General features: G+C 44.6%; 26 protein-coding genes. 7 read left to right on the top strand and 19 right to left on the bottom strand.

Going from position 1 to position 25,832, the window contains the following annotated elements:
• Positions 1–81 precede the first annotated feature (81 nt).
• The 8 genes from H3V00_RS03810 to H3V00_RS03775 all read right to left on the bottom strand — a co-directional run bounded on the left by H3V00_RS03810 (position 82) and on the right by H3V00_RS03775 (position 8,573).
• Complete coding sequence (locus H3V00_RS03810; RefSeq protein ID WP_198207069.1) at positions 82–645, bottom strand: SCP2 domain-containing protein; 564 nt, start codon at positions 643–645, stop codon at positions 82–84.
• The gene (locus H3V00_RS03805; protein WP_025331350.1) at positions 639–1,244 is read right to left on the bottom strand and encodes a TIGR00730 family Rossman fold protein; all 606 of its coding nucleotides are present in this window, start codon (positions 1,242–1,244) and stop codon (positions 639–641) included. Before H3V00_RS03805 ends, H3V00_RS03810 begins: the two co-directional genes overlap by 7 nt.
• Before the next feature lie 63 nt (positions 1,245–1,307).
• A complete protein-coding gene (gene pheA, locus H3V00_RS03800) occupies positions 1,308–2,384 on the bottom strand; it encodes a prephenate dehydratase (protein WP_037474683.1) in 1,077 nt (358 codons plus the stop codon).
• Positions 2,385–2,454: 70 nt separating this feature from the next.
• Positions 2,455–3,678, bottom strand: coding sequence for a multidrug effflux MFS transporter (locus tag H3V00_RS03795; protein WP_198207071.1), 1,224 nt, complete (start codon positions 3,676–3,678; stop codon positions 2,455–2,457).
• 35 nt (positions 3,679–3,713) lie between these two features.
• On the bottom strand, positions 3,714–4,712 hold the full coding sequence (argF, locus tag H3V00_RS03790; protein WP_216353325.1) for an ornithine carbamoyltransferase: 999 nt from the start codon (positions 4,710–4,712) through the stop codon (positions 3,714–3,716).
• Between the two features lie 10 nt (positions 4,713–4,722).
• Positions 4,723–5,880, bottom strand: a complete 1,158-nt coding sequence (gene dapE / locus H3V00_RS03785) for a succinyl-diaminopimelate desuccinylase (RefSeq protein ID WP_198207080.1) — start codon at positions 5,878–5,880, stop codon at positions 4,723–4,725.
• 120 nt (positions 5,881–6,000) lie between these two features.
• Positions 6,001–7,059: an alanine racemase gene (gene alr, locus H3V00_RS03780; protein WP_198207180.1), complete on the bottom strand. Its 1,059-nt coding sequence runs from the start codon at positions 7,057–7,059 to the stop codon at positions 6,001–6,003.
• A gap of 257 nt (positions 7,060–7,316) precedes the next feature.
• A complete protein-coding gene (locus H3V00_RS03775) occupies positions 7,317–8,573 on the bottom strand; it encodes a D-amino acid dehydrogenase (RefSeq protein ID WP_037393086.1) in 1,257 nt (418 codons plus the stop codon).
• Between the two features lie 177 nt (positions 8,574–8,750).
• Between H3V00_RS03775 and H3V00_RS03770 the strand changes: the two genes are divergently transcribed.
• The gene (locus tag H3V00_RS03770; RefSeq protein WP_025331357.1) at positions 8,751–9,215 is read left to right on the top strand and encodes an Lrp/AsnC ligand binding domain-containing protein; all 465 of its coding nucleotides are present in this window, start codon (positions 8,751–8,753) and stop codon (positions 9,213–9,215) included.
• Between the two features lie 44 nt (positions 9,216–9,259).
• On the opposite strand, the gene H3V00_RS03765 is transcribed toward H3V00_RS03770, so the two are convergent.
• The gene (locus tag H3V00_RS03765) at positions 9,260–10,135 is read right to left on the bottom strand and encodes a LysR family transcriptional regulator (protein ID WP_198207082.1); all 876 of its coding nucleotides are present in this window, start codon (positions 10,133–10,135) and stop codon (positions 9,260–9,262) included.
• A gap of 122 nt (positions 10,136–10,257) precedes the next feature.
• On the opposite strand from H3V00_RS03765, the gene H3V00_RS03760 reads away from it, so the two are divergent.
• From H3V00_RS03760 to H3V00_RS03745, 4 genes are all read left to right on the top strand, one after another.
• Positions 10,258–10,761 (top strand): phenolic acid decarboxylase, encoded by a 504-nt coding sequence (locus tag H3V00_RS03760; RefSeq protein ID WP_025331359.1) that lies wholly within the window; start codon positions 10,258–10,260, stop codon positions 10,759–10,761.
• A gap of 277 nt (positions 10,762–11,038) precedes the next feature.
• Complete coding sequence (locus H3V00_RS03755; protein ID WP_198207084.1) at positions 11,039–11,920, top strand: LysR family transcriptional regulator; 882 nt, start codon at positions 11,039–11,041, stop codon at positions 11,918–11,920.
• A gap of 220 nt (positions 11,921–12,140) precedes the next feature.
• Positions 12,141–13,349, top strand: coding sequence for an MFS transporter (locus tag H3V00_RS03750; RefSeq protein ID WP_037474902.1), 1,209 nt, complete (start codon positions 12,141–12,143; stop codon positions 13,347–13,349).
• A 60-nt stretch (positions 13,350–13,409) separates the two neighbouring features.
• The gene (locus H3V00_RS03745; RefSeq protein ID WP_144235869.1) at positions 13,410–13,676 is read left to right on the top strand and encodes a hypothetical protein; all 267 of its coding nucleotides are present in this window, start codon (positions 13,410–13,412) and stop codon (positions 13,674–13,676) included.
• A gap of 125 nt (positions 13,677–13,801) precedes the next feature.
• On the opposite strand, the gene H3V00_RS03740 is transcribed toward H3V00_RS03745, so the two are convergent.
• From H3V00_RS03740 to H3V00_RS03730, 3 genes are all read right to left on the bottom strand, one after another.
• Positions 13,802–14,212, bottom strand: coding sequence for an ACT domain-containing protein (locus H3V00_RS03740; RefSeq protein ID WP_198207086.1), 411 nt, complete (start codon positions 14,210–14,212; stop codon positions 13,802–13,804).
• 583 nt (positions 14,213–14,795) lie between these two features.
• Entirely contained in the window at positions 14,796–15,659 is an 864-nt protein-coding gene (locus H3V00_RS03735) for a prephenate dehydrogenase/arogenate dehydrogenase family protein (protein WP_198207088.1), read from the bottom strand.
• Between the two features lie 58 nt (positions 15,660–15,717).
• A complete protein-coding gene (locus tag H3V00_RS03730) occupies positions 15,718–16,515 on the bottom strand; it encodes a 3'-5' exonuclease (RefSeq protein WP_198207090.1) in 798 nt (265 codons plus the stop codon).
• Positions 16,516–16,814: 299 nt separating this feature from the next.
• Between H3V00_RS03730 and H3V00_RS03725 the strand changes: the two genes are divergently transcribed.
• Both H3V00_RS03725 and H3V00_RS03720 read left to right on the top strand, forming a co-directional pair.
• The gene (locus H3V00_RS03725; protein ID WP_198207092.1) at positions 16,815–17,669 is read left to right on the top strand and encodes a DsbC family protein; all 855 of its coding nucleotides are present in this window, start codon (positions 16,815–16,817) and stop codon (positions 17,667–17,669) included.
• A gap of 219 nt (positions 17,670–17,888) precedes the next feature.
• Positions 17,889–18,236: a DUF488 domain-containing protein gene (locus H3V00_RS03720; protein ID WP_198207094.1), complete on the top strand. Its 348-nt coding sequence runs from the start codon at positions 17,889–17,891 to the stop codon at positions 18,234–18,236.
• A gap of 110 nt (positions 18,237–18,346) precedes the next feature.
• On the opposite strand, the gene accD is transcribed toward H3V00_RS03720, so the two are convergent.
• From accD to H3V00_RS03685, 7 genes are all read right to left on the bottom strand, one after another.
• Entirely contained in the window at positions 18,347–19,219 is an 873-nt protein-coding gene (gene accD / locus H3V00_RS03715; RefSeq protein ID WP_025331368.1) for an acetyl-CoA carboxylase, carboxyltransferase subunit beta, read from the bottom strand.
• 67 nt (positions 19,220–19,286) lie between these two features.
• Positions 19,287–20,072, bottom strand: coding sequence for a tryptophan synthase subunit alpha (trpA, locus tag H3V00_RS03710; protein WP_198207096.1), 786 nt, complete (start codon positions 20,070–20,072; stop codon positions 19,287–19,289).
• Positions 20,073–20,228: 156 nt separating this feature from the next.
• The gene (locus H3V00_RS03705; protein ID WP_078475379.1) at positions 20,229–21,590 is read right to left on the bottom strand and encodes a PFL family protein; all 1,362 of its coding nucleotides are present in this window, start codon (positions 21,588–21,590) and stop codon (positions 20,229–20,231) included.
• A 9-nt stretch (positions 21,591–21,599) separates the two neighbouring features.
• A complete protein-coding gene (locus H3V00_RS03700) occupies positions 21,600–21,875 on the bottom strand; it encodes an ACT domain-containing protein (RefSeq protein ID WP_025331370.1) in 276 nt (91 codons plus the stop codon).
• 89 nt (positions 21,876–21,964) lie between these two features.
• Positions 21,965–23,143: an MFS transporter gene (locus H3V00_RS03695; protein ID WP_084565306.1), complete on the bottom strand. Its 1,179-nt coding sequence runs from the start codon at positions 23,141–23,143 to the stop codon at positions 21,965–21,967.
• An 18-nt stretch (positions 23,144–23,161) separates the two neighbouring features.
• Positions 23,162–24,364, bottom strand: coding sequence for a tryptophan synthase subunit beta (trpB, locus tag H3V00_RS03690; RefSeq protein WP_198207098.1), 1,203 nt, complete (start codon positions 24,362–24,364; stop codon positions 23,162–23,164).
• A gap of 816 nt (positions 24,365–25,180) precedes the next feature.
• Positions 25,181–25,804, bottom strand: a complete 624-nt coding sequence (locus tag H3V00_RS03685; RefSeq protein ID WP_198207101.1) for a phosphoribosylanthranilate isomerase — start codon at positions 25,802–25,804, stop codon at positions 25,181–25,183.
• Positions 25,805–25,832: the final 28 nt, after the last annotated feature.

The raw sequence follows: 25,832 nt of genomic DNA, 5'->3' as shown, positions 1-25,832 counted from the left end.
TCTAGTAAAAATCGTTGAAATTATACCAGAGCCGTTTCTCTGCTACAGTAACGGCTCATAAACCACTCACGTGCTGGAATATTAGTCAGTTTTCTGCTGCAAGCGGGAAATTCGGGCGGCCAGTCGGGCTGTATCATCACGTAATGTTTCGACCTGAGCAGAAAAACGTTGTAATTGCTTCTGCCCGACCACAATCGCATCACTTTCCTGTGCATAATCTGCAACCTGTGCTGCAATATTCTGACCAATAGCGCAGCCTTGCTGATAGAAACTCTCCAGTTCCAGTGCCACCTTTCCGCCCACAGCATCACCAAGCAGTCTGGCCAGATCGTCACGCCAGTCATACTGCAATGCCTGTATAAGCGGCAAAATCGCCATACCCAGGGTACGGTCACCAGTAATTTGTACGTCACCCACTCCCGGCTGTACACCACTGAGCATTTTAGTCAGAGCTGTCGGAGCGATAATAATGGTGGTTTCAGCTTCTGCAGAATCTTCCTGCCAGAATCCTTGATCATCAATGCGCCCTTTAAGAGTCAGCATAGGTAACACCAGCGCTACAACCCGTTGCCGGTATTGCTGCCAGCGCACTTTAAGTTCCACATTCTGCTGGATAAGATGATTAAGTACAGCTAAGGTCAGCATAAAGTTTCTCTGGTTTGCTGCGCCCATTGCGGAGTAACCCATTTAACTGCATCACGCGGCTGCCAGAGGCGCATTTGTTCCAGCAGCTCCGCTGGTTTAGCGGACTGACAAAGTAAATCCATGTTTTCCGGCGGCATAAAACCGGCAGTGACTGTATTTTGCAGCATTTGAATTAAGGGATCAAAGAAACCGGCTACATTCAGAATTCCTATCGGATGAGGATGCAGTTTCAGCTGAGCTTGTGAGAGAACTTCAAACAGTTCTTCATAAGTTCCCAGTCCGCCGGGCATGGCAATAAAGCCGTTAGCCAGTTCAATCATTTTATTTTTGCGCTCGGTCATATTGGTGGTTTCATACAATTCGGTTAACCCCGGATGCGCACCTTCCAGATTTTTCAGAAAACTCGGAATAACACCAATAACTTCACCACCATGTTCCAGTACAGCAGTAGCAATCGTACCCATCAGACCAATATTGCCGCCACCATAAACCAGACGGTATCCCTGCTGAGCCATTTCCTGTCCCAGCTGCTGAGCTGCGTCGAAATAAGCTTTGTTCTGCCCCAGATTAGAACCACAATATACAACAATATTTTTCATATTTGTTTTATCTCCATGCCAGAAGTCAATGGTATCTGCTTCAGATAAATATTAACTTTGCATTTAAATCACTGCCTGCGGATAAGAACCAATTATTTTCAGAAAAGCTGAACGCTGTTGCAAGACAGCCAATGCAGCTGCCACATCCTCACTCTGCTGATGACCTTCGATATCAATAAAAAACACATATTCCCACAAACCACCACGACTGGGACGACTTTCTAGTTTTGTCATAGATACCTGATGATCTGCAAAAGGCTGAAGTAAATCATGCATGGCACCAGCTTTATTGGGCGCAGCCACAACCAGTGATGTTTTATCTTTACCACTGCTGGTCGTAATATTCCGTCCTAATACCAGAAAACGGGTAGTATTATTTGGCTCGTCTTCGATATTCTGAGCCAGTATCTGTAGCTGATAGTAATCGGCAGCCATCAGTGAGGCAATGGCTGCTGCACTACTGTCTGCGGCAGCCAGTCGTGCTGCTTCTGCATTACTGGCAACAGCTATCCGGGCTACCTGCTCCGGCAGATTTTTATCCAGCCAGTTCCGGCACTGTGACAGTGCCTGAGCATGTGCATAAACCTTAGTGATATCCTGTTGCGATGCTACAGCACGCAGTAGCTGATGATGAATGCGCAGATTGACTTCACCACAAGCTTTTAAAGGCGTGGTTAATAACAGGTCGAGACTGCGCCCCACCGACCCCTCAGTAGAGTTTTCGACAGGTGTAACCACATAATCGGCCTGCTGCGCTTCGACCAGACGGAAACATTCATCAATTGAAGTACACGGATGTGTCTGTGCAGCCTGACCGAAATGTTTAATAGCAGCCTGTTCGGTAAATGTACCCTTAGGTCCGAGATAAGCCACAGTTAACGGTCGTTCCAGTGCCAGACATTCACTCATAATCGCCCGCTGTAAACGTGCAACTGCCTGACCGGACAATGGTCCCGGATTTTGTTCCTGAATCCGGCGTAAAACGACTGCTTCACGTTCAGGACGGTACACTATGCCCTCACCCTTTAATGTACCAATGGCCTGAGCATGAGTAGCTCGCTGGTTTAACAAACGCAGAATTTCACTGTCAATCCGGTCTATAGCATCGCGGTGTGGTTTGAGTTTATCGTTATCAGACATAATTAGTAGTGTTATTAATAGTTTATTCAGAAAAACAAGAAAAAGGCAGCCTACTGCGGGCTGCCCGTTATTATTTATGTTTTTTTTGCCATGCGGTATGTGATAAAGCCCATAATAATACGGCACCACAACTGGTGGAAATCAGCATCATTGTCGGCATCACATGTGTCGAACTATTATGCAGCAGTGTAGTCAGCCAGCCTACAGTAGCGGCAATCAGAAACTGCATTGTTCCCAGTACAGCATTGGCACTGCCACCAATTTTACGAAAATAGCTCATGAAACACGCCTGAGTATTGGAACCAATCAAACCCTGTGAACCAATTGAAAACATAATCAGCAACAGTAACAGGAAGAAAGGCGGACGATCCATACTCCATACCACAATGGTTAATAATAAATTACAGCTTAACTGCAACAGCACACCGCCAAGCAAAATGTTGCGAGCCGGCGTAGTACGCAGACGATAGGCTGTTACCCGGTTAAACAGCATCATAGTAATCACATTGGCACCAAAGGCCCATGAATACTGATGCGGGCTAAGACCATATATATTCATGTACAAAAAGGAAGATTCAGTCAGAAATACAAACATAGCTGCAAAAGCAGCAGTTTGGAAAAACATGAATCCCAACGCTTCGCGTTCATGAAAAACCACTGAAAAATTTTCTTTTATCTTACGAAAAACTTTGCTATCCAATGGCTGAATATCCATTTTAACCTGTGGCATAAACCGCCATACACAAATCAGTACGGCCAGAGCATATACCAGCAGAAATATAAAGATAACCCGCCAGCCGCCAAGAGCAGCCAGTGCTGTACCCAGCATGGGCGCAGCCAGTGGTGCAGCCAGAGTAATAATACCAATGGTGGCAAACATTTTCGCGGCTTCATTGCCATGAAAGAAATCACGTACAGTTGCACCAACTGTAACAGTGGCCATACCGCCGCCCAGTGCCTGAATCCAGCGCCAGAACAGCAATTCTCCGGCTGAGTGAATAAAGACAATGGCAATAGCAGACACCAGATAGACACTCAGACCAATCATAGCAATGATTTTGCGCCCTTTAATATCGGATATTGCCCCCCCAAGCAATTGTCCGAGCGCAACACCAAACATGAAACTGGCCAGACTGCGTTCAATCTGATCAATCGGTGCATGTAAAGAAGTCGCCATTTCCGGTACAGAAGATAAATAAATATCTGTGGAAAACGGCATAATAGCCACCATCACTGACAACAATAATGCCAGATAATGCGGATTAATAGGTAACTGATTGGGGGATGTTTTCATAACCATTCTTTCCATTTACTACAGGCCTGCCCCGGTCAGGTAGTTAATAATGCTACCAATACTGCTTTAATGGTATGCATCCGGTTTTCTGCCTGTTCAAAAACAATAGAAGCAACACTTTCAAATACTTCTTCACTTACTTCGGCGCCATCCAGAGAAAACTCATTAAAAAGCCACTGTCCTACCTGAGTATCGCGGTTATGAATTGCCGGCAGACAATGCATGAATTTCACTTCAGGATTATTGCTGGCAGCCATCAGACGCGCATCAACGCGGTAAGGTCTGAGCTGCTCAATCCGTTCCTTCCAGGTTTCTTTCGCTTCTCCCATTGATACCCAGACATCGGTATGAATAAAATCAGCCTGATCAACAGCTGCGGCTGCATCTTCAGTTAATGTAATCCGTGCACCGGTCTGCTTTGCAATTGAGCGGCACTGTTCTACCAGAGCGTCATTCGGCCAGAAAGCCCGCGGTGCACCAATACGTACATCCATACCCATTTTGGCACCGGCAACCAGCAAAGAATTACCCATGTTGTAACGGGCATCACCCACATAAGCATAGGCAATCTGATTCAAAGGCTTTTTGCTGTTTTCTTTCATAGTAAGCAAATCAGCAAGCATTTGCGTCGGATGGTATTCATTGGTCAGACCATTAATCACCGGAACTCCGGCATATTCAGCCAGCTGCTCGACAATTTCCTGTCCGTAACCACGATACTCAATCGCGTCATACATGCGCCCCAGAACCCGTGCAGTATCACGGATACTTTCTTTATGCCCGATCTGGCTGCCACTGCTGTCCAGATAAGTCACATGTGCACCCTGATCATGCGCAGCCACTTCAAAAGCACAACGGGTACGGGTAGATGTTTTTTCAAATATCAGAGCAATATTTTTACCAGTCAGACGCGGCTGCTCCGCTGCATTTTTCTTTTCAGCTTTCAGGCTGGCGGCCAGATCAAGCAGCGTCTGAATTTCTGCCGGCGTATAATCCAGCAGTTTTAAAAAATGTTTCTGTTTCAGCATCCCCATTAGTTTCTCCTTATGCAGTATGAGTAAAATCAGCTTGTGCCAGCTGTTGCAGCATATTCTCATAAATAGCCGATAACTGAGCTATTGCGGCAATATCCACACACTCATCTATCTGATGAATCGTGGCATTAACCGGACCCAGTTCTATTAATTCGCTGGCGATAGCCTTAATAAAGCGACCGTCTGACGTACCGCCCGTAGTAGATAATTGAGTATTCACACCACAAACACGCTCAATGGCAGCCTGTGCTACCGTAGTCAGACGTCCTGCAGCGGTCAGGAACGGTTCTCCGGACAAAGCCCACTGCAAATCATAGTTTAAATTATATTTATCCAGAATGGCATGTACCTGCAGGCGCAGACTTTCCGCTGTCGATTCCGTTGAGAACCGGAAATTAAACTGTACGGTAAGCTCTCCGGGAATTACATTAGTAGCGCCTGTACCAGCATGAATATTGGAAATCTGAAATCCGGTAGGCGGAAAATAAGCATTTCCGTCATCCCAGTGCGTGGCAGTTAGCTCAGCCAGTGCCGCAGCAGCCAGATGCACCGGATTGGCAGCCAGATGAGGATAAGCGATGTGTCCCTGACGTCCGTGCACCTGCAGCGTACCCGACAAAGAACCACGTCGTCCGTTTTTTATCATATCCCCCAGTGTATCAACTGCCGTAGGCTCACCCACAATGCAGTAATCAATGTGCTCTCCCCGCTCTTTTAAAACTTCGACCACACGTTTGGTACCATCGTGTCCGTCACCCTCTTCATCAGAAGTAATCAGTAAAGCCAGACGCAACGGCAATTCAGGTTGTTGAGCCAGCAAGCGTTCGCAAGCGGTCACAAAAGCTGCAATACTGCTTTTCATATCGGCAGCACCACGCCCATACAGGTATCCATCACGCTCTGCAGGTGTAAACGGAGGCGAAGTCCAGCGACTTTCATCGCCGGTTGGTACCACATCAGTATGTCCGGCGAAACAAACCAGCGGCCCCTGCCGGCCGTAAACGGCATAAAAATTATCCGTTTCCCCGAATCTGAAGGTTTCAATATTGAATCCCAGTGCTGTCAGACGGCTCATCAGCAGCGGCTGACAACCATGATCATCCGGCGTGACAGATGGCTGTGCTATCAAATCTTTGGCCAGTTTCAGTGTTTCTATTTCCATTATCATAAACTCAAAAAAAAATAACTTCAGGCAGCTTGAAAGGCTGCCTGAGAACATATTACATCTTTATAAACCAATTTTTCTGTCTTGCCAAACATTTACCCAATAATTGACAATCCATACCATTTATTCATACACCATTTCAGCACGTTTAACATTACACAGCAGCTCATAGGAAATGGTTCCGGCGGCGGCGGCTACTTCATTTACATTAACAATATCACCCCATAATTCCACTTCACTGCCGAGTGACTGCCGGTGGTCATCCAACTGAACTGTCATCATATCCATGGAAACCCGACCGAGAACACAACTGCGTACCCCGTCAATTGCCACCGGCGTGCCTGTTGCCGCACGGCGCGGATAGCCGTCAGCATAGCCGCAGGCCACCAGCCCGACACGGGTTGAACGGGTAGTGACATAACTGGCACCATAACCAATCGGTTCTCCCATCTGCAAAACCCGTTCTCCGAATACTTTACTTACCAGCCGCATTACCGGCTTGAAACGGCTATCAGCACCACCCATCGGCGAAATACCATAAAGAGCCAGCCCCGCCCGTCCCCAGCCGCACTGTGTTTGCGGATAGGCCATTATGCCAGCTGAATTAGCCAGACTTACCTCACCGGGCAAATTGGCACAGGTCAGCTCAAAAGTACGAATCTGTTCAGCCGTCATGGTTTTCATCGGCTCATCTGCACAGGCAAAATGGGTCATTTTCACCACATCAGCTACCTTACTGCTTTGAATCAGAGCCTGAAAGGCAGGTGCATAATCATGAGGGAAAAAGCCGGTTCGGTGCATACCGGAATCCATTTTCAGCCAGACTGTTACCGGTTTCTGCCAGTCATAATCCAGTAAGCTTTCCAGCTGCCATAAATTACCTACTACAGGCCACAACTGGTAACGGTCTGCCAGCGCATATTCTTCAGCAGCAAAAACCCCTTCCAGCATGATGATCGGTAATTGTATACCAGCTTCACGCAACTGCACTGCCTCACTGATACAGGCCACCGCAAAACCATCAGCTATATCAGCCAGTGCCTGCGCGCAGCGCACAGCGCCATGTCCATAAGCATTGGCCTTAACCACGGCCAGCATTTTGCCGCCGCCATGCATCTGCTTTAAAGCCAGAAAATTATCACGCAAGTGATTCAAACGAATCTGCGCAACTAACGGACGCATCATTGCTCCCCTGTTATCCTGATTATCAAATTTCATTATTTAAGCAAAGCCGCCATGCAGCAACAGCTTTCAGTAATAAAATTTTATCATTATCTCTATCTGAATTTCATATACCACCATAACTGCCAGCCGTATCAGATAAATTAATAATATATTAATATTATGATAAAAAATTTTACCGTTTCTGTCTGCCCTGACAAACGGGACAAAATAAGCTCCAATGAGAGCAAAATTTACCCGAATCGTTCTGAACTTGCTTAAACATAACGAGCCAGCGATAAATCACTGGTTTCAATTTCCGGTTTAACACCACTAATCAAATCAGCCAGAATTCTTCCCGAACCCAGCCCCATTGTCCAGCCCAGCGTACCGTGTCCGGTATTGATAGACAGATTCACAAAACGGCTGGCGCCAATAATCGGCGTACTGTCGGGTGTCATCGGGCGCAGACCGCTCCAGAAAAAAGCTTCCGAAGTCCGGCAGCTATCCGGAAATAAATCATTCACCACCAAATCCAGTGTTGCTTTACGTTTAGGGTTCAGATGAATACGATAACCAGACAACTCAGCCATACCACCGGCACGGATACGTTTATCAAAACGCGTTACTGCCACTTTATAAGTTTCATCAATCACAGTAGAAACCGGTGCTTTTGCTTCATCGGTAATCGGAATAGTGAGTGAGTAACCTTTAACCGGATATACCGGCAGATTAATACCCAGCCCGCTCAGCATACTGCGACTAAAACAGCCCAGAGCACAAACATAATGGTCGGCAGTAAAGTACTGACCATTGGCCATAACACCCTTAATACTGCATTTATCCTGCTGTATTTCAGTAATAGCATGTCTGTAGAGGAATTTTACACCGAGATCTTCACATTTTCTGGCCAGCTCAGTAGTAAATAAATGGCAGTCACCGGTGCCGTCCTGTGGTAAATACAGGGCACCAGCCAGCTTTCCGGTCATATGTGCCAGTGCAGGCTCGTATTGGACACATTCGGCAACACTGCTGAGCTCCTGTAAAGGCACACCGAATTCCTGTAAAACAGCTACATCGGAACGGGAATCGATAACCTCTTTTTCTGTACGGAAAATCTGTAAAGTACCTTTGCTGCGACCTTCAAACTGAATATTTTCTTCTGCCTGCAATTGCTGTAACATCGCACGGCTGTACTCGGAAATCCGCACCATGCGTTCTTTATTGGTGGCATAGCTTCGGGCATTACAATTACGGTACATCTGCCAGAGCCATTGCAGCTGAAACAGACTGCCATCAGGCCGAAACAGCAAAGGGGAATGTTCTTTAAACAGCCATTTCCATGCTTTGGCCGGAATATTGGGTGCTGCCCACGGGGTGGTATAACCATATGATAATTGACCGGCATTGGCAAAACTGGTTTCCATTGCTGCCTGATCAGCGCGCTCCAGCACAGTGACTTCATGTCCTGCTTTAGCCAGATACCATGCAGTACTTACCCCCACAATACCGGCTCCCATAATCAGCACTTTCATAATATCCTCTCTCTGGTAATTAACCGGAATAACCTATTGGTTTAACCACAAATTTCACAAATACCTTAATTCAGTTACTTTCCCTAGTGTAAACAAAGCCTGATAGTGAATTTCACTTTATTTAAACAAAAAAATGGAGTATTTTAATAAATACTCACATTCATACTATCAAAAACCATGCACCCTATAGATAAAGTGGACATGAAAATCTTGTCCCTGCTTCAGAAAAATGCCCGGATGACCATGACCGAGCTGGCCGATAAGGTTGGCCTTTCCACCACACCTGTTACCGAACGGGTACGGCGGCTGGAACGGGAAAACATTATTACCGGCTATCACGCCCGCCTCAATCCTCGCGCCCTGAATCAGAGCCTGCTGGTATTTGTTGAAATCAAACTGCGCTCTAAATCCGGCAATATTTTTGAAGACTTCCGGCGTGAAGTTCTGACTATTCCGCATGTGCTCGAATGTCATCTGATTTCCGGTGAATACGACTACCTGATAAAAGTTCGCCTGCCGAATATGCACGCTTACCGCAACATGCTGGGTAATATTCTGTTGCAATTGCCCGCGGCGGCTGAAAGCCGCAGTTATGTTGTTATGGAAGAAGTGAAGGAAGAACAGATGTTGCATCTGGAATAAATCTTTGGCTGCATTATGTCCGGTACCATTACAACGCTGTATACTTATTCAGCATCCTGAATATACTTTACCAGCAATGCAGTTTCATCATCCAGCTGTTCTTCTTCCTGATTGAGAAATAAATAAACCGGCGTTGCACGGCGCATACCCTGGCGCAATGGCAATAATTTTAATTCTCCGCAGGCCAGTTGATTTTTAATCCGTTTTTCAGGCAGCCAGCCATAACCCACCCCCTGACTGACTGCCTCAATAGCTGTTTCAATCGTGGTGAATGTCCAGTTTTCTGATGCAGTAATCTGCCTGTAAGGCAGTTGCTGTTGTTCACGACTAACAATTTCAATCAGCGGATAACGCATCAGAACATCCTGACTCAATGGTGCCGGTAAATCCAGTAAAGGGTGCGAATGCCGCACAACTGCTACAAAATTCACCTCCAGCAATAACTTACCCTGCCTCATCATCTCAGCACTTGGGGTGATAATATAAACATCCGCCTGCCGCTGTTGTAAAACAGCACAACTTTCACTGCGCAATACCTCTGTGAGATGTATCTGAGTAGACGGATAAGCCTGCTGAAAACAGCGCAATGCTGAAAACAGACGATCTTTAGGAAAAATACTGTCTACTACCAAGTCTAATCTTGCCCGCTCTCCGCGTTTCAGAGCCCGGGAACGATTTTCCAGCGCTTCAAATCCCTGCAACAGTGGTAATGCCTGTGCCAGCAACTGCTGTCCGGATGCTGTCAGTTCTGCACGACGGCCGACAATAGTTAATAGCGTTACCCCCAGACGCTCCTGCATCAGCGTCAGCTGATAACTTAGCGAAGACTGGCTGCGATTAAAAGCTTCAGCGGCACGGGCAAAACTGCCGTAACTGACTACGGCCTGCAATAACTGCCATTGCTCCAGCGTTGTTTTCATTACTTAATCAATCGAAATTTTGAAACGGTTTAAACCAATATTAGCGTTATTCATCAGATAAATACAGGTTTACACTTTATTTGTTTTTATTCAGGTTAACTTCAATTCAAAAGGTAAAAAAAATGCCTGCATTTGATACTGCCGATTTAAGTAACATTCTTGGTAAACATCTGGTTTATACCTACGACAATGGCTGGAACTACGAAGTTTATGTTAAAAATGCCACTACCATCGATTATCGTATTCATAGCGGTCTGGTGGGTAACCGCTGGGTAAAAGATCAGAAAGTTTATCTGGTACGCGTAGCAGCCGGCGTATATAAAATTTCATGGACAGAACCTACCGGTACAGATGTCAGTCTGATTATCAATCTGGAAGACAAATTATTTCACGGCACCATCTTCTTCCCGCGCTGGGTAATGAATAATCCCGAACATACTGTTTGTTTCCAGAACGAGCATATTGCACAAATGGAAGCTTATCGTGAAGCGGGCCCGGTTTATCCGACAGAAGTTATTGACGAATTTGCTACCATTACTTTTATTGAAGATTGCGGCGAAAATAATGAAAACGTTATTAACTGTCCGGCCAGCGAATTACCGGCAGATTTTCCGCATCACCATTAATTACTTATCCTGAACCACAGGGCAGACAATAAATTGTCTGCCCTGTTCTGTTTATTTGGCAAAAACTCCTGTTTTTAAATACAGAAAGATAACTATAGTAGCGTTAACACTTAGCATGGTTATTTTTTACTGACCGGTAAAATTATATGTATGGTCTGCATTTTAACTATACATAACTCTACATTCGAACTGTACATAAAAACAACATGCCTCTTTCCTATAACTTAATTATTGTTATACTTTTTAAGCATAAAAAATAGTTGTATGTGAGGTCATTTTGGATATTAAAGTATTACGTTATTTTCTAGCTCTTGCTAGAGAGGAAAGTATCACTGCGGCTGCTGAGTATTTACATCTGACTCAGCCAACATTATCTCGTCAACTGGCTGAATTAGAGCAAGAGTTGGGTAAAACCTTATTTATTCGAGGCAGTCGTAAAATTACCTTAACCGATGAAGGTATGCGTTTACGCAAACGTGCTGAAGAAATTTTGGAATTAGTGCAAAAAACTGAATTAGAGTTTCAAACCTCAGCTGAGGAAATCAGTGGCGATATCTATATTGGCTGTGGTGAAACCCATGCCATGGGATTAATTGCTGAGGTTGTTAAGGCATTACAACACGACTATCCGCAAATTCATGTGCATATTTATAGTGGTGATGCTGATGAAGTAACAGAACGTATCGATAAAGGCTTACTCGATTTTGGATTATTAATTGGTGTGGAAAATATTAGCAAATATGAGTCGTTACTATTGCCCGAAAAAGATACTTGGGGAGTATTAATGCGTAAAGATAGTCCACTTGCGCATCAAGATGTGATTAGACCTAGCGATTTATGGAACTTGCCACTTATTATCTCTAAACAGAAAGAAGTCGATATCCGAATTACGCGCTGGTTAAAACGTGATTTAGATAAACTCAATGTGATTGGCTCATATAACCTACTTTACAATGCCTCACTTATGGTTGAAAAAAACATGGGTTATGCATTAAGTATTGATAAGCTGATTAACACGACTGGTAATAGTCATCTTTGTTTTAAACCTTTAGAGCCACAATTAACGGTTAATATTCACATAGTTTGGAAACGTTATCAAATTTTTTCAAAAGCAGCTGAAATCGGTTTACAGCGAATGAAACAGGCTTTTTCTCAATAAATCCCTCTGAATATAGAAGTGAGCAAAATGATTCTCCTATTTTGCTGAGCTTATTCTTATGACTTCTTTTTATTGATATTAATGACATTAAATACAGCTTATACCCATGCTTTTAAGGCATAAATAACCATAAAATATAAGTAATTTACATATCTTTAGCTGCTATTTAGACTATGACCCATTCAATTCATTCGTCTTTAATATAATAATGGGATTAACCATGTCAGATAACACATTAAATTCCCCAACTACGGCGTATTGGGGAGCAATATTCTCGCTATTTATTGGGGTAACAAGTTTGATTACCGCGGAATTTATTCCCGTTAGCTTATTAACACCTATCGCACAAGATTTCAATATTACTGAAGGTCAAGCAGGCCAAAGCGTCACAATGGTGGGGATTTTTGCGGTAGTCACCAGTTTGGTTCTCGCACCCATGACCCAAAATATTAATCGTCGAGTAGTATTACTCACTTTTTCTATTTTATTAGTATTATCCAATTTGTTCATTGCTGTTGCGCCTAATTATTTCATTATGCTGATTGGTCGAGCGCTATTAGGGATTTGTGTTGGCGGATTTTGGTCAATGGCATCTGCTGTAGTATTACAATTAGCGCCGAGTAAAGATATTCCCCGAGCATTAAGTATTGTCTATGCCGGAGTGTCGGTTGCAACGATTATTTCACTGCCTCTTGCCAGTTATTTAGGTCATTTAGTCGGTTGGCGTAATGTGTTTTTTATTGCTGCGGCATTAAGTTTTATCGCGCTAGTTTGGCAACGGCTTACCCTACCATCTTTACCGCCGCGTGAAAGCAGTAATTTTAAAAATATGTTTGCCCTATTTAAGCAAAGTTGGTGTTTTCTTGGCATTATCGGGACAATTTTTAGTTATGGAGGTTATCACCTCTTTTTTACTTATCTGCGACCGTTTTTAGAGCACAATTTAGCACTACAAGCCGGTCCGTTAACCCTTATTTTATTGGTGTTTGGTATCGCTAATTGCATCGGAACCTTTGTTGCGGGTTTATTACTTGGTCGATTTTTTAGACCTGTGATGATCGCCATTCATTTAGTTTTAGCCGCTATAGCCATGCTCTTATTTATTAAATATAGGTTTTTAAGTTCTGATAATGTGACTATGGATACTACATTAGTGATTGCTTGGGGATTTGTGTTTGGATTTATCCCTGTTGGTTGGTCAACGTGGATCACTCGAACGCTTGCTGATAAAGCTGAACTGGTTGGTGGATTATCGGTTGCCGCGATTCAATTTTCCATTGGTTTAGCGGCTGGTGTTGGTGGAATGACCTTTGACCAATTAGGGTTTAGTGGCATTTTTATCACGGCCACGATTATTTGTATTATGGGTGCCATCATTACCGCCTTGTGTTTTAGTTTATATAAAAAAGCAACAGGCAATCTTGCTTAATCAATCTCATATAGATAAAAAGGATCACAAATAAAATTCAAGTTGACGGCTTTAATGTTTATGCTAACTTTTGTACAAACAACACTTGCGAACACGGCAGAAGTGGCTATGCAACATTTTCCAAATCCATCAACAGTGAGTCAGGCATTACAACCTTTAGTATCTGGCGCCCCCCTTTGGAATGATCATCCTAAAATTAATGCCGAATGGCATCAATGGGTCGATACGATTGCTGCCCAAACTTTAAAAACACTCCCTACGTTAAAAGAACGAATGCAAGTCAGTGTTACAGCTACGCAGCTTGGTTACGTACTGATAAGACCCTGAATACCTGTACTTGGTTTTACCAAAGCATAGAAACAATCAAAATTATTTTCTTTCTCCGCTTAACAAAACCACCAACGCTGTTATTGAACATCATCATTCATAGTTTTATCTATTGCATAAGCTGACTATGATGCCTGACCCAGATTATTCAGAATAACCAAAGCCTGCTGCACATCATCATCAGCTACAAAAATATGATCATGATAATAACCGGCTATAACATTACAACTGATATTCTGTTGTGCCAGTGCATGCGCAAAAGCAGCAGTCAGCCCGACAGCCGCCAGCGAAGAATGCACCATTAATGTAATCCAGCCGGCAATATATTCATAATTCAGCTGATACTCATCAGCAACTGCCTGCGGTAAAACCAGCGTAGTACCCTCGTTTTCCTGCATAATCGCCACAGCAGCGGTCAGCAATGCTGGTGCAGGCTGCTGTACAGTACAAAATACATATTTGCCCGGATTATGCTGCGGTGAAGCAGATTGCAGCAAAATTTGCAGATTACTTTCACCAGAGATATTAGCGTCCATATCAAAGTATCCTCAGAAACAATCAAACCGGTCATCTAATGACTAAACTGGTCAAAAGAATTTATCCTGGCATTAATTCTATTTGCATGACAGCACCGAATACCTTTGCTTACCAGTATTCATATCTGTCTGGTAAATTCACTTACTCAGGCCGTAATGAACAATTCTGTCACCGAAGCTGAAAGCAACTAAACATCAGGCTATATTTACTCCAGCCATCAAAAAAATATTAATACACACCATCTGCTTTAAAATTCCATTAGCATAAAGAAAAAAAGATAAAAAAATGCGCACACGATTAAGTGTGCGCCAAGTCTACAAAGGAGAAATAGAGGAGAAACTGTTAAACCAACTAGGAGCTGATTTAACGAAGCGAATTATGCCTCAACTACGCATGCATAGCAAGTCATATTTTGTATTAATTCGACAAAATATAGTTATTTTAATTAAAAATACCGCAAAATTCATTAACTGCACATATCTTTTCCCGCAAACAGCATAAAAAAACACTTTATCTAACCATAACTTAGCCCAAACCAAACCATCGTCAGACAACATTACCGCTGACTTCGGTTCATGAACACTAATTATGCCAGTCTTCGCGTATTTTCTGTGCTTTTGCAAAAAAAGCAGTCAATTTTTGTGCATCTCCTTGTTGCAGACAGTCCTGTAAATATGCCAGTTCATATTGTTGCTGCTGGAGTAAACCAGCCAGTACCTGACGATTAGCCAGACAGATATCTGTCCAGATCTGCGGATTACTGGCTGCAATGCGGGTAAAATCCCGAAATCCGCTGCCGGCAAATTGCAACAATTCATCGGCATTTGCTGCTTCGGCCAACTGGTGTACATATGCATAAGCCAGCATATGCGGTAAATGACTGACAGCGGCAAAAATTGCATCATGTCGTGCCGCATCCAGATGATAAATCTGCGCCTGTACAGCCTGCCACATAGCAACAACTGTATGTAATGCAGCTTCGTCCTGCTGTTCATGAGCGCAAACAATACATTTTTTTCCGGCAAATAAACCAAACTGCGCCGCCAGTGCACCATGCCGGTCTGAACCGGCAATCGGGTGAGCGGCCACACAGCGCGGATAATGATGCGGTAATTCAGCAGCAAAGGCTTTTAATGCCAGCTGCTTGGTACTGCCCACATCAGTAACAATACAATGCTCAGATAAATAGGGAACCAGCTGACGGCAAATTGCCGGTAAAGTATTCACTGGAGTGGCTATCAGCACCATATCGGCTTCTGCCACACTCTCTGCATTAATCTGCGTATAGGTATAATCAACTACCCGCCGTTCCAGTGCACGAGTCAGATTATCGGCATCGATATCAATGCCGGCTACTTCAGCAACCAGTCTGGCACGTTTTAAATCCAGTGCCAGAGAGCCACCAATCAGCCCCACTCCGACCAGCACCAGCCTGCGCATATTCATCTCAGAAAACATCTCATACAAATCATCATTTCAGTTTTCGGCTTATTTGTTTTGATAATCAGACCGATCTGCCCCATGCACTCAGAAACTCCTGCCAGTGTGCCGCCTGTTGCGTACTCAGATAACCTTTAAGACAACGGATTTCCTGCTCATATTCGTCTGCATCCAGGAAACCGCGTAACAGATTAAAGCGCAGATACATTAAATAAGTATTGGCTGCATCGGTTTCGCAATAATGTCTGATCTGTGCCAGCTCGCCCTGCTGATAAGCTGCCCAGACTTTACTACCGTCCATACCCAGCTTTCCCGGAAAGCCGCATAGTTTGGCCATATCATCCAGAGGTACACAGGCACGGGACTGATATAAAGCCAGTAAATCCATTAAGTCACAATGGCGTGCATGATAGCGGCTGATGTAGTTATTCCACTTAAAATCACGACTGTCGCCAAAATCACCCTCGCCCATATCCCAGTAGCGTGCCGCACTGATGCCATAAATCAAAGCACGATAATGTAATACTGGTAAATCAAAGCCGCCACCGTTCCAGCTCACCAGCTGAGGTGTATGGGTTTCAATCAGCTCAAAAAAACGCGCAATTAAAGTTTCTTCGCTGTCTTCCGGTGTTCCGATGCTGCCCACATGAATTTTATCTGCGCCCCAGCGCATACAGCAGGAAATAGCCACTACCTGCTGCAAATGCAGCTGCATAAAATCGTTACCGGTTTTGGCTCGTCGCTGCTGCAAGGCAAATTCCACCACATCAGCATCACTGACCTCTGCCGGCAAATGATTCAGAACACGAATGCCGGCTACATCCGGCACAGTTTCTATGTCGAAAGCCAAAATCGGAGTCATAGCAAGAATTCACATTAATTATCGAATAAGTATTGTGGCATGAAGCTACTGGCTGCGCCAGCCGTTTAACTACAAAACAACATTACACTTATAACATGATTGCTTTATACTAACGCGTAGCCGGACAGGCCTTGCATAAAAGCAGATAAAACAGACTATAGATTTCGTTGTTTTCAGCTAGTCTGGCGTTCTGCCGGATTTATCCTGTTTAGCGATAAAATAGCAAAACTTCCCACTTGGATACTTTTATGCCTTTCTCAGTCAGGGCATACATTAACAAACAGAAAAAGAATTTCAATATGAAAAAATCTTATCTATGGCAATGGCTTGCACCCTTACTGGCCATACCGCTAATTGCTTCATGCGACGGTACACCTGTACATAATATTGATTCTGCGGCAAAGTCGGCCTCAGGTAGTACAACTGCATCTGTATCAGCAGCCAATAATGTAACTGACGCAGGTCGCCCGGCTGATGCGGAAATCAGTAAAAAAATAAATGCCAATCTGGCTAGTAAAATGAGCAAAATGCTCAAGGGTTCTGAATTAAATATACAGGGTGTATATACCACACCGTTACAAGGTATTTATGAAGTAGTCATTACCGGCAATCAGATTATTTATACTGATGAAAATGCTGCCTATGTTATGATTGGTAATCTGATTGATCTGGAACACCGGAAAAATCTTACCGAACAGCGAGTCAGCGATATGTCCAAAATAGACTTTAAAGAATTGCCATTAGAAAAAGCAATTAAAGAGGTTCGCGGTAATGGTCAGCGAGTAATGGCAGTATTCTCTGATCCTGACTGTCCGTTCTGTAAAAAACTCGAAGAAGAAATTGCCCAGATAGACAATATTACTGTCTATACTTTCCTGATGCCGGTACCTGATTTACATCCGAACGCACAGAAAAAGGCTGTGCAGATATGGTGTCAGAAAGAGCGTACAACCGCATGGACTCAGTGGATGCGCAAGGGCAAAGAACCTGCCACTGTTGCCAATTGTGATAATCCGGTAGCTGACATCATAAAACTGGGCAATAAATATGGCTTTGATGGCACACCTACCTTGGTTTTCCCGAATGGTAAAACCATTTCCGGGCTAATGCTTAAAAATGAATTAGAGCAGGAACTGAATAAAAATCAGAAATAGCATTATTCATAGAAAAAAGCAGCCGTACCGGCTGCTTTTTAATTTTCTGTTACGATACACAATACTGATTATTACATTCGAACCATGACGCTGGCCGATATTGATTATTAGTTTTTTACCACATCAGCCTACCCATTTTGCTACTGGTACACTACCATGCTTGCCGATACAGATATTGAAAATTATGATTGATAATTTATAGAGTTAAGATCAATCGCCATGTATAACATTCAACGTATATATACCTATCAGCATCAGCAGCCGGCAGTATTAATAGACCGCCTGTGGCCACGCGGTATCAGTAAAATCAGACTAAGCGGAGTTGAGTGGATTAAAGCTGTTGCCCCGTCCGGCCCACTCAGAAAATGGCTGCACCAGAATCCTGAAAATCATTATCAGGAATTTTGCCGGCTGTATCAGCAGGAACTCAGCCTGCCACAACAACAGGAAGCATTGCGTACACTGAAGCAACTGCATGAGCAGCATCAGCAACTATGGCTGCTTACGGCGGCCAAAGATATTGCCCGCAGCCATGTACCGGTATTACTGGCACAGTTACAGGCATAGCTCAAAATTAACTGATGTATTCTTTTAGTCTCTATCAATAAAAATGCCCTGAAAAACATATCAGGGCATTGCTATAACCATTATTCTATTATACAGATACACAAACTGTGTCAGGCGGCATCCGCACTGGCTTCTGAGCGTAACAAACCAATCAGTCGAACAATTCGATCTTTTAATTCACGCCGGTCAACAATCTGATCGATTGCCCCTTTATCCAGTAAAAACTCCGAACGCTGGAAGCCTTCCGGTAAAGTTTCACGTACAGTTTGTTCAATTACCCGCGGACCGGCAAATCCAACCAGAGCATTCGGCTCAGCCAGAACAACATCACCGATAAACGCAAAGCTGGCAGACACACCGCCCATAGTCGGATTGGTTAATACTGATATAAAAGGCAGTGATTTATCAGCAAGCAAATGTAATGAAGCACAGGTTTTAGCCATTTGCATTAATGAATTGAGACCTTCCTGCATGCGTGCACCACCGGAAGCGGCCACACAGATAAAGGTGCAGTTATGTTTTACCGCCTCACGTACGCCGCGAACAAAGCGCTCACCCACAACAGAACCCATTGAACCGCCGATAAAGTTGAATTCAAAAGCAGCCACAACCACAGGTACACCATTCATGGTTCCGCGTACCACCAGCAGCGCATCATCTTCCTGCGTCAGCTTACGGGCAGCACTTAAGCGGTCAGTATATTTCTTGCTGTCACGGAATTTGAGAATATCAACTGGTTTGATGTCTTTACCAATTTCATACTGTTTGGTTTCATCCAGCATCATACTGATACGTTCCCGTGCTGACACCGGATTATGATATCCGCACTTCGGGCACACTTCCATATTCTTTTTCAAATCCGTGGCATATAAAGTTGCCGCACAGGACGGACATTTCTGCCACAATCCCTCAGGGATACCTGCGGATTTAACCGCTGCATCTTTTTTAATCTTAGGCGGCAGGATTTTATCTAACCAACTCATTCTTTTATTCCCGGTTATTGCCGGCAGCCGGAACAGGCCGCCATACAGAATTAGGATGTTACACAGATTATTCCAGAGCCTGTCTGAGCTCAGCGACAACAGGAGCCAGAGCTTCGGCCTCATGACCAATATGCTCGGCTATTGTCTGCACAAAGCGGCTGCCAACGATTACGGCATCCGCTACTGCTCCGATACGGCGGGCACTGTCGGCATCGCGAATACCAAAACCCACACCGATAGGCACCTGTATAAACTGGCGTAAATGATCAATTTTACGCGAAACTTCGGCCGTATCCAACTGTGATGAACCGGTCACTCCCTTAAGTGATACATAGTAAACAAAACCACTGGCCTTACTGCCAATCAGTTTAATCCGCTCATCAGTGGTAGTAGGGGCAATCAGAAAAATGCAGTCCAGCCCGTATTTCCTGAGCTGCTCATGCAAATCATCAATTGTTTCGGCCGGACAGTCTACAGTCAGCACACCATCCGCACCAGCCTGCGCAGCAGCACTGGCAAAACGTTTATAACCCATATGATAAACCGGATTCAGATAACCCATGAGCACCACTGGTGTCGTCTGATTTTCCTGCCGGAACTGTCTGACCACCTGAAATATATCATTCAGAGACACATTCTGGCGTAAAGCACGCTCGGCAGCTGACTGAATCACCGGCCCGTCGGCCATCGGATCAGAGAAAGGCACACCCAGTTCAATAATATCTGTACCATTGGCTACCAGCGTTTTCATCAGCTGTACTGTTGTAGCCAGATCCGGATTACCACAAGTGATATACGATACCAGAGCAGTCCGTCCATGCAGCTGCTCAAACGTATGTTGAATTCTACTCATTATGTTCTCAACTCATTTCCGAACACTTTAGCAGTGTATTGATTCAGGCAGCCATCATCCTGCCGCTCCCTGCGGACAGCCAGATTTTATCTGCCTGCAACACTGCCAGTGCTGATTATCATAGCCTGCATCATACCATGCGGTACAGCACATTCCTTAATTTTTCATTGACTGCACCGGTGCCGGTACTCGTCCGCCACGATTAATAAATACCTCACAGGAACCGGATTTCACCGGCATAACCGGAGCTCGACCAAGTAAACCGCCAAACTCTACGTAATCACCGACATCCTTACCGGTAACCGGAATCACCCGTACTGCAGTAGTTTTACTATTAATCAGGCCGATAGCGGCTTCATCAGCAATAATTCCCGCCAATGTACTGGCCGGAGTATCGCCCGGCACAGCAATCATATCCAGCCCGACCGAACACACCGCCGTCATAGCTTCCAGTTTATCCAGCGTCAGCACACCGGCTTCTACCGCTGCTATCATACCTTCATCTTCAGATACCGGAATAAACGCACCGCTCAGTCCGCCTACTGCGCTTGAAGCCATCATACCGCCCTTTTTCACAGCATCATTCAGTAATGCCAGCGCCGCAGTCGTGCCGTGCGTTCCGCAGACACTCAGCCCCATCGCTTCCAGAATCCGAGCAACACTGTCCCCCACTGCCGGAGTAGGTGCCAGAGACAAATCCAGAATACCGAACGGAATACCCAGCATTTTACTGGCTTCATGACCGATCAGTTCACCCACGCGAGTAATCTTGAATGCGGTTTTTTTCACCAGCTCGGCAACTTCTGTAAGGGACAGCCCTTGTGTATTCTGCAACGCAGCACATACCACGCCCGGTCCGGATACACCGACATTAATGACGCAGTCTGCTTCTCCCGCACCATGAAAGGCACCGGCCATAAACGGGTTATCTTCCACTGCATTACAAAAAACCACCAGTTTGGCACAGCCAAAACCTTCCGGCGTGATTGCCGCAGTCTGGCGGATGGTTTCCCCCATCAGCCGTACAGCATCCATATTAATACCGGCACGGGTAGAACCGATATTTACCGAGCTGCATACGACATCTGTGCAGGCCATAGCCTCAGGAATTGATCGGATTAATATCTCATCGGCAGCACTCATTCCTTTGTGCACTAATGCAGAAAAACCGCCGATAAACGAAATACCAATGGCTTTTGCCGCTTTATCCAGTGTCTGTGCTATCGATACATAAGAATCAGCACCGGTAGCAGCCCCAATCTGAGCAATAGGTGTGACAGCAACGCGCTGATTCACAATTGGTACACCATATTTAGCCGACAGCTCAGTTGCCGTCTGTACCAGATTTTTACCGACACGGGTAATCTTGGCATAAATTTTTTCATTCAGGCGCTTAATATCTGTATCAATACAATCATGCAAATCAATGCCAATAGTTATCGTACGCACATCGAAATGCTGGTCGGATACCATTCGTACAGTTTCCAGAATTTCATTATTCTGAATAGAAAAAGACATAAATAACTCCTAAATCCGGTGCATGGCATTAAACAATGCTTCATCCTGCACACGGATGTGCAATCCCCGTTTTTCGCCTTCACTATCCAGAAATTTACTGAACTCTAAGCGCGGTAAAGTACATTTTTCCGCATCCAGCAGAATAATCATAGTGAAATAATCATCCATTAACTGCTGACTGATATTCACAATACTAACCTGATGCTCTGCCAGCAGCGTGGCTACCTCAGCAACTATACCAATACGGTCTTTACCAATCACTGTCATCACAGCATGATTAGACATAAATAATCCTATTCACAATAATAATTATTACCAACCACAGAAACTAATCCGTCGCCGGCCGGCAGCCAGATCAGTTCAGCAGCACAGATTTAAGATATACGTTCACATTTAAAGAATAGTGCACACAGCAAAATCAGCGTTGCCACTCCTCCGCCCAGCAACGAAACCCCGTTCCAGCCATAATGTGCATAAGCCATAGCAGAAGCAAGTGAGCCGAGTACACCACCGATAAAATACATACTCATATAACCGGAAGTAATCCGGCCTTTGAGCGCCGGATCAGAACGATAAATCAGCGACTGGTTACTGATATGCAATGCCTGAATCGCAAAATCCAGCAAAATTACCCCGCTGATCAATGCCCATAAATGCACCCCTCCGGCATACAGCAGTGACCAGCTAAGCAAAAACAGTAAGGCACAAACTATTGTCATCGCATAAGTGTGGCCTTTATCTGCAGCCCAGCCACCTACATTGGAACCAAAAATCCCCAGCGCACCAAATAAACCAAATAAACCAATTGTACTCAAACTGAAATGATAAGGTGCATGGCTGAGCAATAACGTCAATGGTGTCCACAACACTGAAAACAAACAGAAATCCAGCGCCCCGAGCACACCACGCTGCCGCAATAACGGTGTACGCCATAATAACGACCAAACCGATACCAGCGTTTTCCAGTAACCCAGAGTACTGTGTTCACGCTGGACATGAGGCAGTTTGCATTGCAAAATCAGTGCCATTAACAGCAGCATTGCCGCACCGAGCATATATACCGTACGCCAGCCCCACCAATGGGCAACCATACCGGAAAAAGTACGTGACAACAGAATACCCAGTAACAGCCCGCTCATCAGCGTACCGATTACCCGCCCGCGCTGTTCGGGTTCTGACAGACTGGCGGCCAGCGGCATCAGCACCTGAGCCACTGTACAAAAGGCGCCGACCATCACCAGACCGGCAATAAACAGCCATAAATCAGGAGCAAATGCTATCAGCAGCGCACTGATACCTACTACAACATACAGCGATACAATCAGCTTTTTGTTATCGAGCAAATCACCCAGCGGTACCAGAAAAATCAGCCCCAGCGCATAAGCAAGCTGCGTCAGCGTAATCAGCATGCCGCTACTGGCAACATTCATACCAAAATAGCGTGCAGTTACTTCTATCAGCGGAAAGACAAAATAATTACTGGCTACGGCCAGACCGATGGCCAGAGCCATCATAAAAATCTGACCGGAAGACAGTTTAATACTCTTATTCATACATACAACAAATATTTACTACAGACTGATTCCGTCCAGCCGGGCAACCGTATTAATATCTTTGTCCCCTCGGCCGGACAGATTCACCAGAATGACTTCATCCGAACTCATTTTCGGTGCATTGGCTACTGCCCATGCCAGCGCATGGCTGGATTCAAGTGCAGGAATAATACCTTCCTTATGACACAGCAAATGAAATGCTTCCATCGCAGCTTCATCACCCATGGCTTCGTACTCAACCCGGCCAATATCATGCAGCAGACCATGCTCCGGACCCACACCGGGATAATCCAGACCGGCGGAAACAGAATGAGTATTCATCACCTGTCCGTTTTCGTCCTGCATCAGATAACCCCGGAATCCGTGCAATACCCCCATCGGGCTGTGCGAGCTGATAGGCGCGGCATGCTGAGAACCGGATAAGCCCAGACCACCTGCCTCAACCCCTACCAGACGAGTTTCAGTCACATTAATATAAGGATAAAACAGACCAATCGCATTCGAACCGCCGCCGACACAGGCTACTGCTACATCAGGCTGGCGACCGATAGCTTCCTGCATCTGCTGTATTGCTTCATTTCCGATAACACACTGAAAATCTCGCACCATTTCCGGATAAGGCATCGGACCGGCTGAGGTACCAATAATATAATAGGTATCATCCATCCGTGCCACCCACTCACGCAATGCTTCATTCATGGCATCTTTCAGCGTACATGAGCCGGAATCCACCCCAACTACCTGAGCACCAAGCAGCTTCATCCGGTACACATTCGGTGCCTGACGGCGGATATCCTCAGTACCCATAAATACCGTACATTCCAGACCGAAACGTGCAGCTACCGTAGCAGAGGCCACACCATGCTGACCAGCACCGGTTTCAGCGATAACGCGCTTTTTACCCATTCGCTGTGCAAGCAAAGCCTGACCGATCGTATTGTTAATTTTATGTGCACCGGTATGATTTAAATCTTCCCGTTTCAGATAAATCCGCGCTCCGCCCAGATAGTCAGACAAGCGCCGTGCATAGTAAACCGGACTGGGACGGCCTACATAATATTTTAAATCCTCATGATACTGTGCCCAGAATGCCGGATCAGCTTTCGCTGCATAATAAACCTGTTTTAATTCAGTCAAAGCTGCAATCAGTGTTTCCGATACAAACAGCCCGCCGTGCTCACCAAAAAAGCCCTGTTCGTCAGGATAGTGATAATTTTCCATATTTTTTTCCATTGAGCGACAATTTACCCGCAAAGTAAAACTATCCGGTCATATTATCACCTTTTAAATCCATTATCCCGTTATCCATACTTAATCCGGAATAAATAAAAGAGTTCTGCTTCTGTGTTAATAAAAAATCCCGATATCACCAATATAAACCCTGCTATCCAGAAAGATATCAGCATACCGCGGCAGAACAGCATAAATGCTTTGTATCAGACAATACAATATTAAAAACGAAAACCAATAAAAATACAGGTTGTTAAATTCATAAATAAGCGCTGTTTCAAATAACAACGTGAACTTGATTACATGCTTATTGATATAGCTGTCATTATTTAAAAACCCAATCTTAATAAAACCAATATCGGCTGTCTGATAATCTAGCACCAACATCAAGACATTACTTCCAATAAAAATCCGGGAAAATAGAATCACGATACAAAATTTTCTTTTATTTTTCTGTTTTAAAACAGAAAAATAAATCAGTCGTACTGGTTAGTATTATTTTTATCGGGTCTGTTATGATAATCTGTCAATAAAACGTAAAATAGCCAGTTTCAGCACCAGAATATCCACAAGTTCAATCATTTCAGCCATATTTGTTTGAGTACAAAAATAATATTCAAACAGGATGATTTCACTCTCCGGCTTTTCATCTTCAAAACCAGAACCGCACTTTCCTTATAAATATATTTTTATTGCTCAGTAATAAACTGAATAAAAATCAGACTTGCGGATATTGCTTTTAGTTCCTATGCAATAATAAATACCGCATAAAAATTCTTATTTTTTATTATAAAATCAGATTATTACTTATTCAGAAAACTGATTAACTGCCGCCATCAGAGCCCGCATCTTTTGCTCATCTTTAATTCCGGGCGATGCTTCCACACCACTGGATACATCAATAGCCATAGCTTTGCTTTGTCTGATTGCCGAAGTAATATTTTCCGGCTTCAGACCACCAGAAAGTATCCATGGAATATCCAGCCTGTCTGGCAGCATCTGCCAGTCAAAAGTCTGACCTGTACCGCCATACTGCCCGGCAACAGCTGCATCAAACAGCAAAGCACGGGCATCTGTATATGTAGCTGCTGCAGCTTCAATATCAGCTGTTTCACCTACTCTTATTGCCTTAATATACGGACGCTGAAACTGACGGCAGAATTCAGCATTTTCATCTCCGTGAAATTGCAGAACATCCAGAGGCACATGCCTCAGCACTTCCTGTACATCAGTTGTAGCAGCATTAACAAACAACCCGACTACTGTTACAAACGGAGGTATACACTGAGTAATTGCCTGCGCCTGCTCAATAGAAACACAGCGTTTACTGCCAGAAAAAAATATCAGTCCGACTGCATCTGCCCCAAGCCGGGCAGCGAGTATTGCATCTTCAGCGCGGGTCATCCCGCAAATCTTGCTTCGAATTTTCATCCTCTGCCCCTTTAGAAACTTGCCCGCA

Origin of the sequence: Snodgrassella sp. W6238H11, assembly GCF_016100525.1 — a bacterium.
Taxonomy (GTDB): domain Bacteria; phylum Pseudomonadota; class Gammaproteobacteria; order Burkholderiales; family Neisseriaceae; genus Snodgrassella; species Snodgrassella alvi.
The sequence above is the reverse complement of the archived record's forward strand: the minus strand, read 5'-3'. Positions and strand labels throughout refer to the sequence as shown.

Excerpts from the sequence above, each read along its gene's own strand:
- H3V00_RS03810 (WP_198207069.1), bottom strand. The coding sequence starts at position 645 with ATGCTGACCTTAGCTGTACTTAATCATCTTATCCAGCAGAATGTGGAA.
- H3V00_RS03695 (WP_084565306.1), bottom strand. The coding sequence starts at position 23,143 with ATGAATAAGAGTATTAAACTGTCTTCCGGTCAGATTTTTATGATGGCT.
- pheA (WP_037474683.1), bottom strand. The coding sequence starts at position 2,384 with ATGTCTGATAACGATAAACTCAAACCACACCGCGATGCTATAGACCGG.
- H3V00_RS03725 (WP_198207092.1), top strand. The coding sequence starts at position 16,815 with ATGAAAAAATCTTATCTATGGCAATGGCTTGCACCCTTACTGGCCATA.
- H3V00_RS03795 (WP_198207071.1), bottom strand. The coding sequence starts at position 3,678 with ATGAAAACATCCCCCAATCAGTTACCTATTAATCCGCATTATCTGGCA.
- trpA (WP_198207096.1), bottom strand. The coding sequence starts at position 20,072 with ATGAGTAGAATTCAACATACGTTTGAGCAGCTGCATGGACGGACTGCT.
- H3V00_RS03730 (WP_198207090.1), bottom strand. The coding sequence starts at position 16,515 with ATGACTCCGATTTTGGCTTTCGACATAGAAACTGTGCCGGATGTAGCC.
- H3V00_RS03700 (WP_025331370.1), bottom strand. The coding sequence starts at position 21,875 with ATGTCTAATCATGCTGTGATGACAGTGATTGGTAAAGACCGTATTGGT.
- argF (WP_216353325.1), bottom strand. The coding sequence starts at position 4,712 with ATGGGGATGCTGAAACAGAAACATTTTTTAAAACTGCTGGATTATACG.
- H3V00_RS03705 (WP_078475379.1), bottom strand. The coding sequence starts at position 21,590 with ATGTCTTTTTCTATTCAGAATAATGAAATTCTGGAAACTGTACGAATG.
- H3V00_RS03775 (WP_037393086.1), bottom strand. The coding sequence starts at position 8,573 with ATGAAAGTGCTGATTATGGGAGCCGGTATTGTGGGGGTAAGTACTGCA.
- dapE (WP_198207080.1), bottom strand. The coding sequence starts at position 5,880 with ATGATAATGGAAATAGAAACACTGAAACTGGCCAAAGATTTGATAGCA.
- H3V00_RS03745 (WP_144235869.1), top strand. The coding sequence starts at position 13,410 with ATGCTAACTTTTGTACAAACAACACTTGCGAACACGGCAGAAGTGGCT.
- H3V00_RS03765 (WP_198207082.1), bottom strand. The coding sequence starts at position 10,135 with ATGAAAACAACGCTGGAGCAATGGCAGTTATTGCAGGCCGTAGTCAGT.
- H3V00_RS03760 (WP_025331359.1), top strand. The coding sequence starts at position 10,258 with ATGCCTGCATTTGATACTGCCGATTTAAGTAACATTCTTGGTAAACAT.
- H3V00_RS03735 (WP_198207088.1), bottom strand. The coding sequence starts at position 15,659 with ATGAATATGCGCAGGCTGGTGCTGGTCGGAGTGGGGCTGATTGGTGGC.
- H3V00_RS03685 (WP_198207101.1), bottom strand. The coding sequence starts at position 25,804 with ATGAAAATTCGAAGCAAGATTTGCGGGATGACCCGCGCTGAAGATGCA.
- H3V00_RS03805 (WP_025331350.1), bottom strand. The coding sequence starts at position 1,244 with ATGAAAAATATTGTTGTATATTGTGGTTCTAATCTGGGGCAGAACAAA.
- trpB (WP_198207098.1), bottom strand. The coding sequence starts at position 24,364 with ATGGAAAATTATCACTATCCTGACGAACAGGGCTTTTTTGGTGAGCAC.
- accD (WP_025331368.1), bottom strand. The coding sequence starts at position 19,219 with ATGAGTTGGTTAGATAAAATCCTGCCGCCTAAGATTAAAAAAGATGCA.
- H3V00_RS03770 (WP_025331357.1), top strand. The coding sequence starts at position 8,751 with ATGCACCCTATAGATAAAGTGGACATGAAAATCTTGTCCCTGCTTCAG.
- H3V00_RS03720 (WP_198207094.1), top strand. The coding sequence starts at position 17,889 with ATGTATAACATTCAACGTATATATACCTATCAGCATCAGCAGCCGGCA.
- H3V00_RS03750 (WP_037474902.1), top strand. The coding sequence starts at position 12,141 with ATGTCAGATAACACATTAAATTCCCCAACTACGGCGTATTGGGGAGCA.
- H3V00_RS03740 (WP_198207086.1), bottom strand. The coding sequence starts at position 14,212 with ATGGACGCTAATATCTCTGGTGAAAGTAATCTGCAAATTTTGCTGCAA.
- alr (WP_198207180.1), bottom strand. The coding sequence starts at position 7,059 with ATGCGTCCGTTAGTTGCGCAGATTCGTTTGAATCACTTGCGTGATAAT.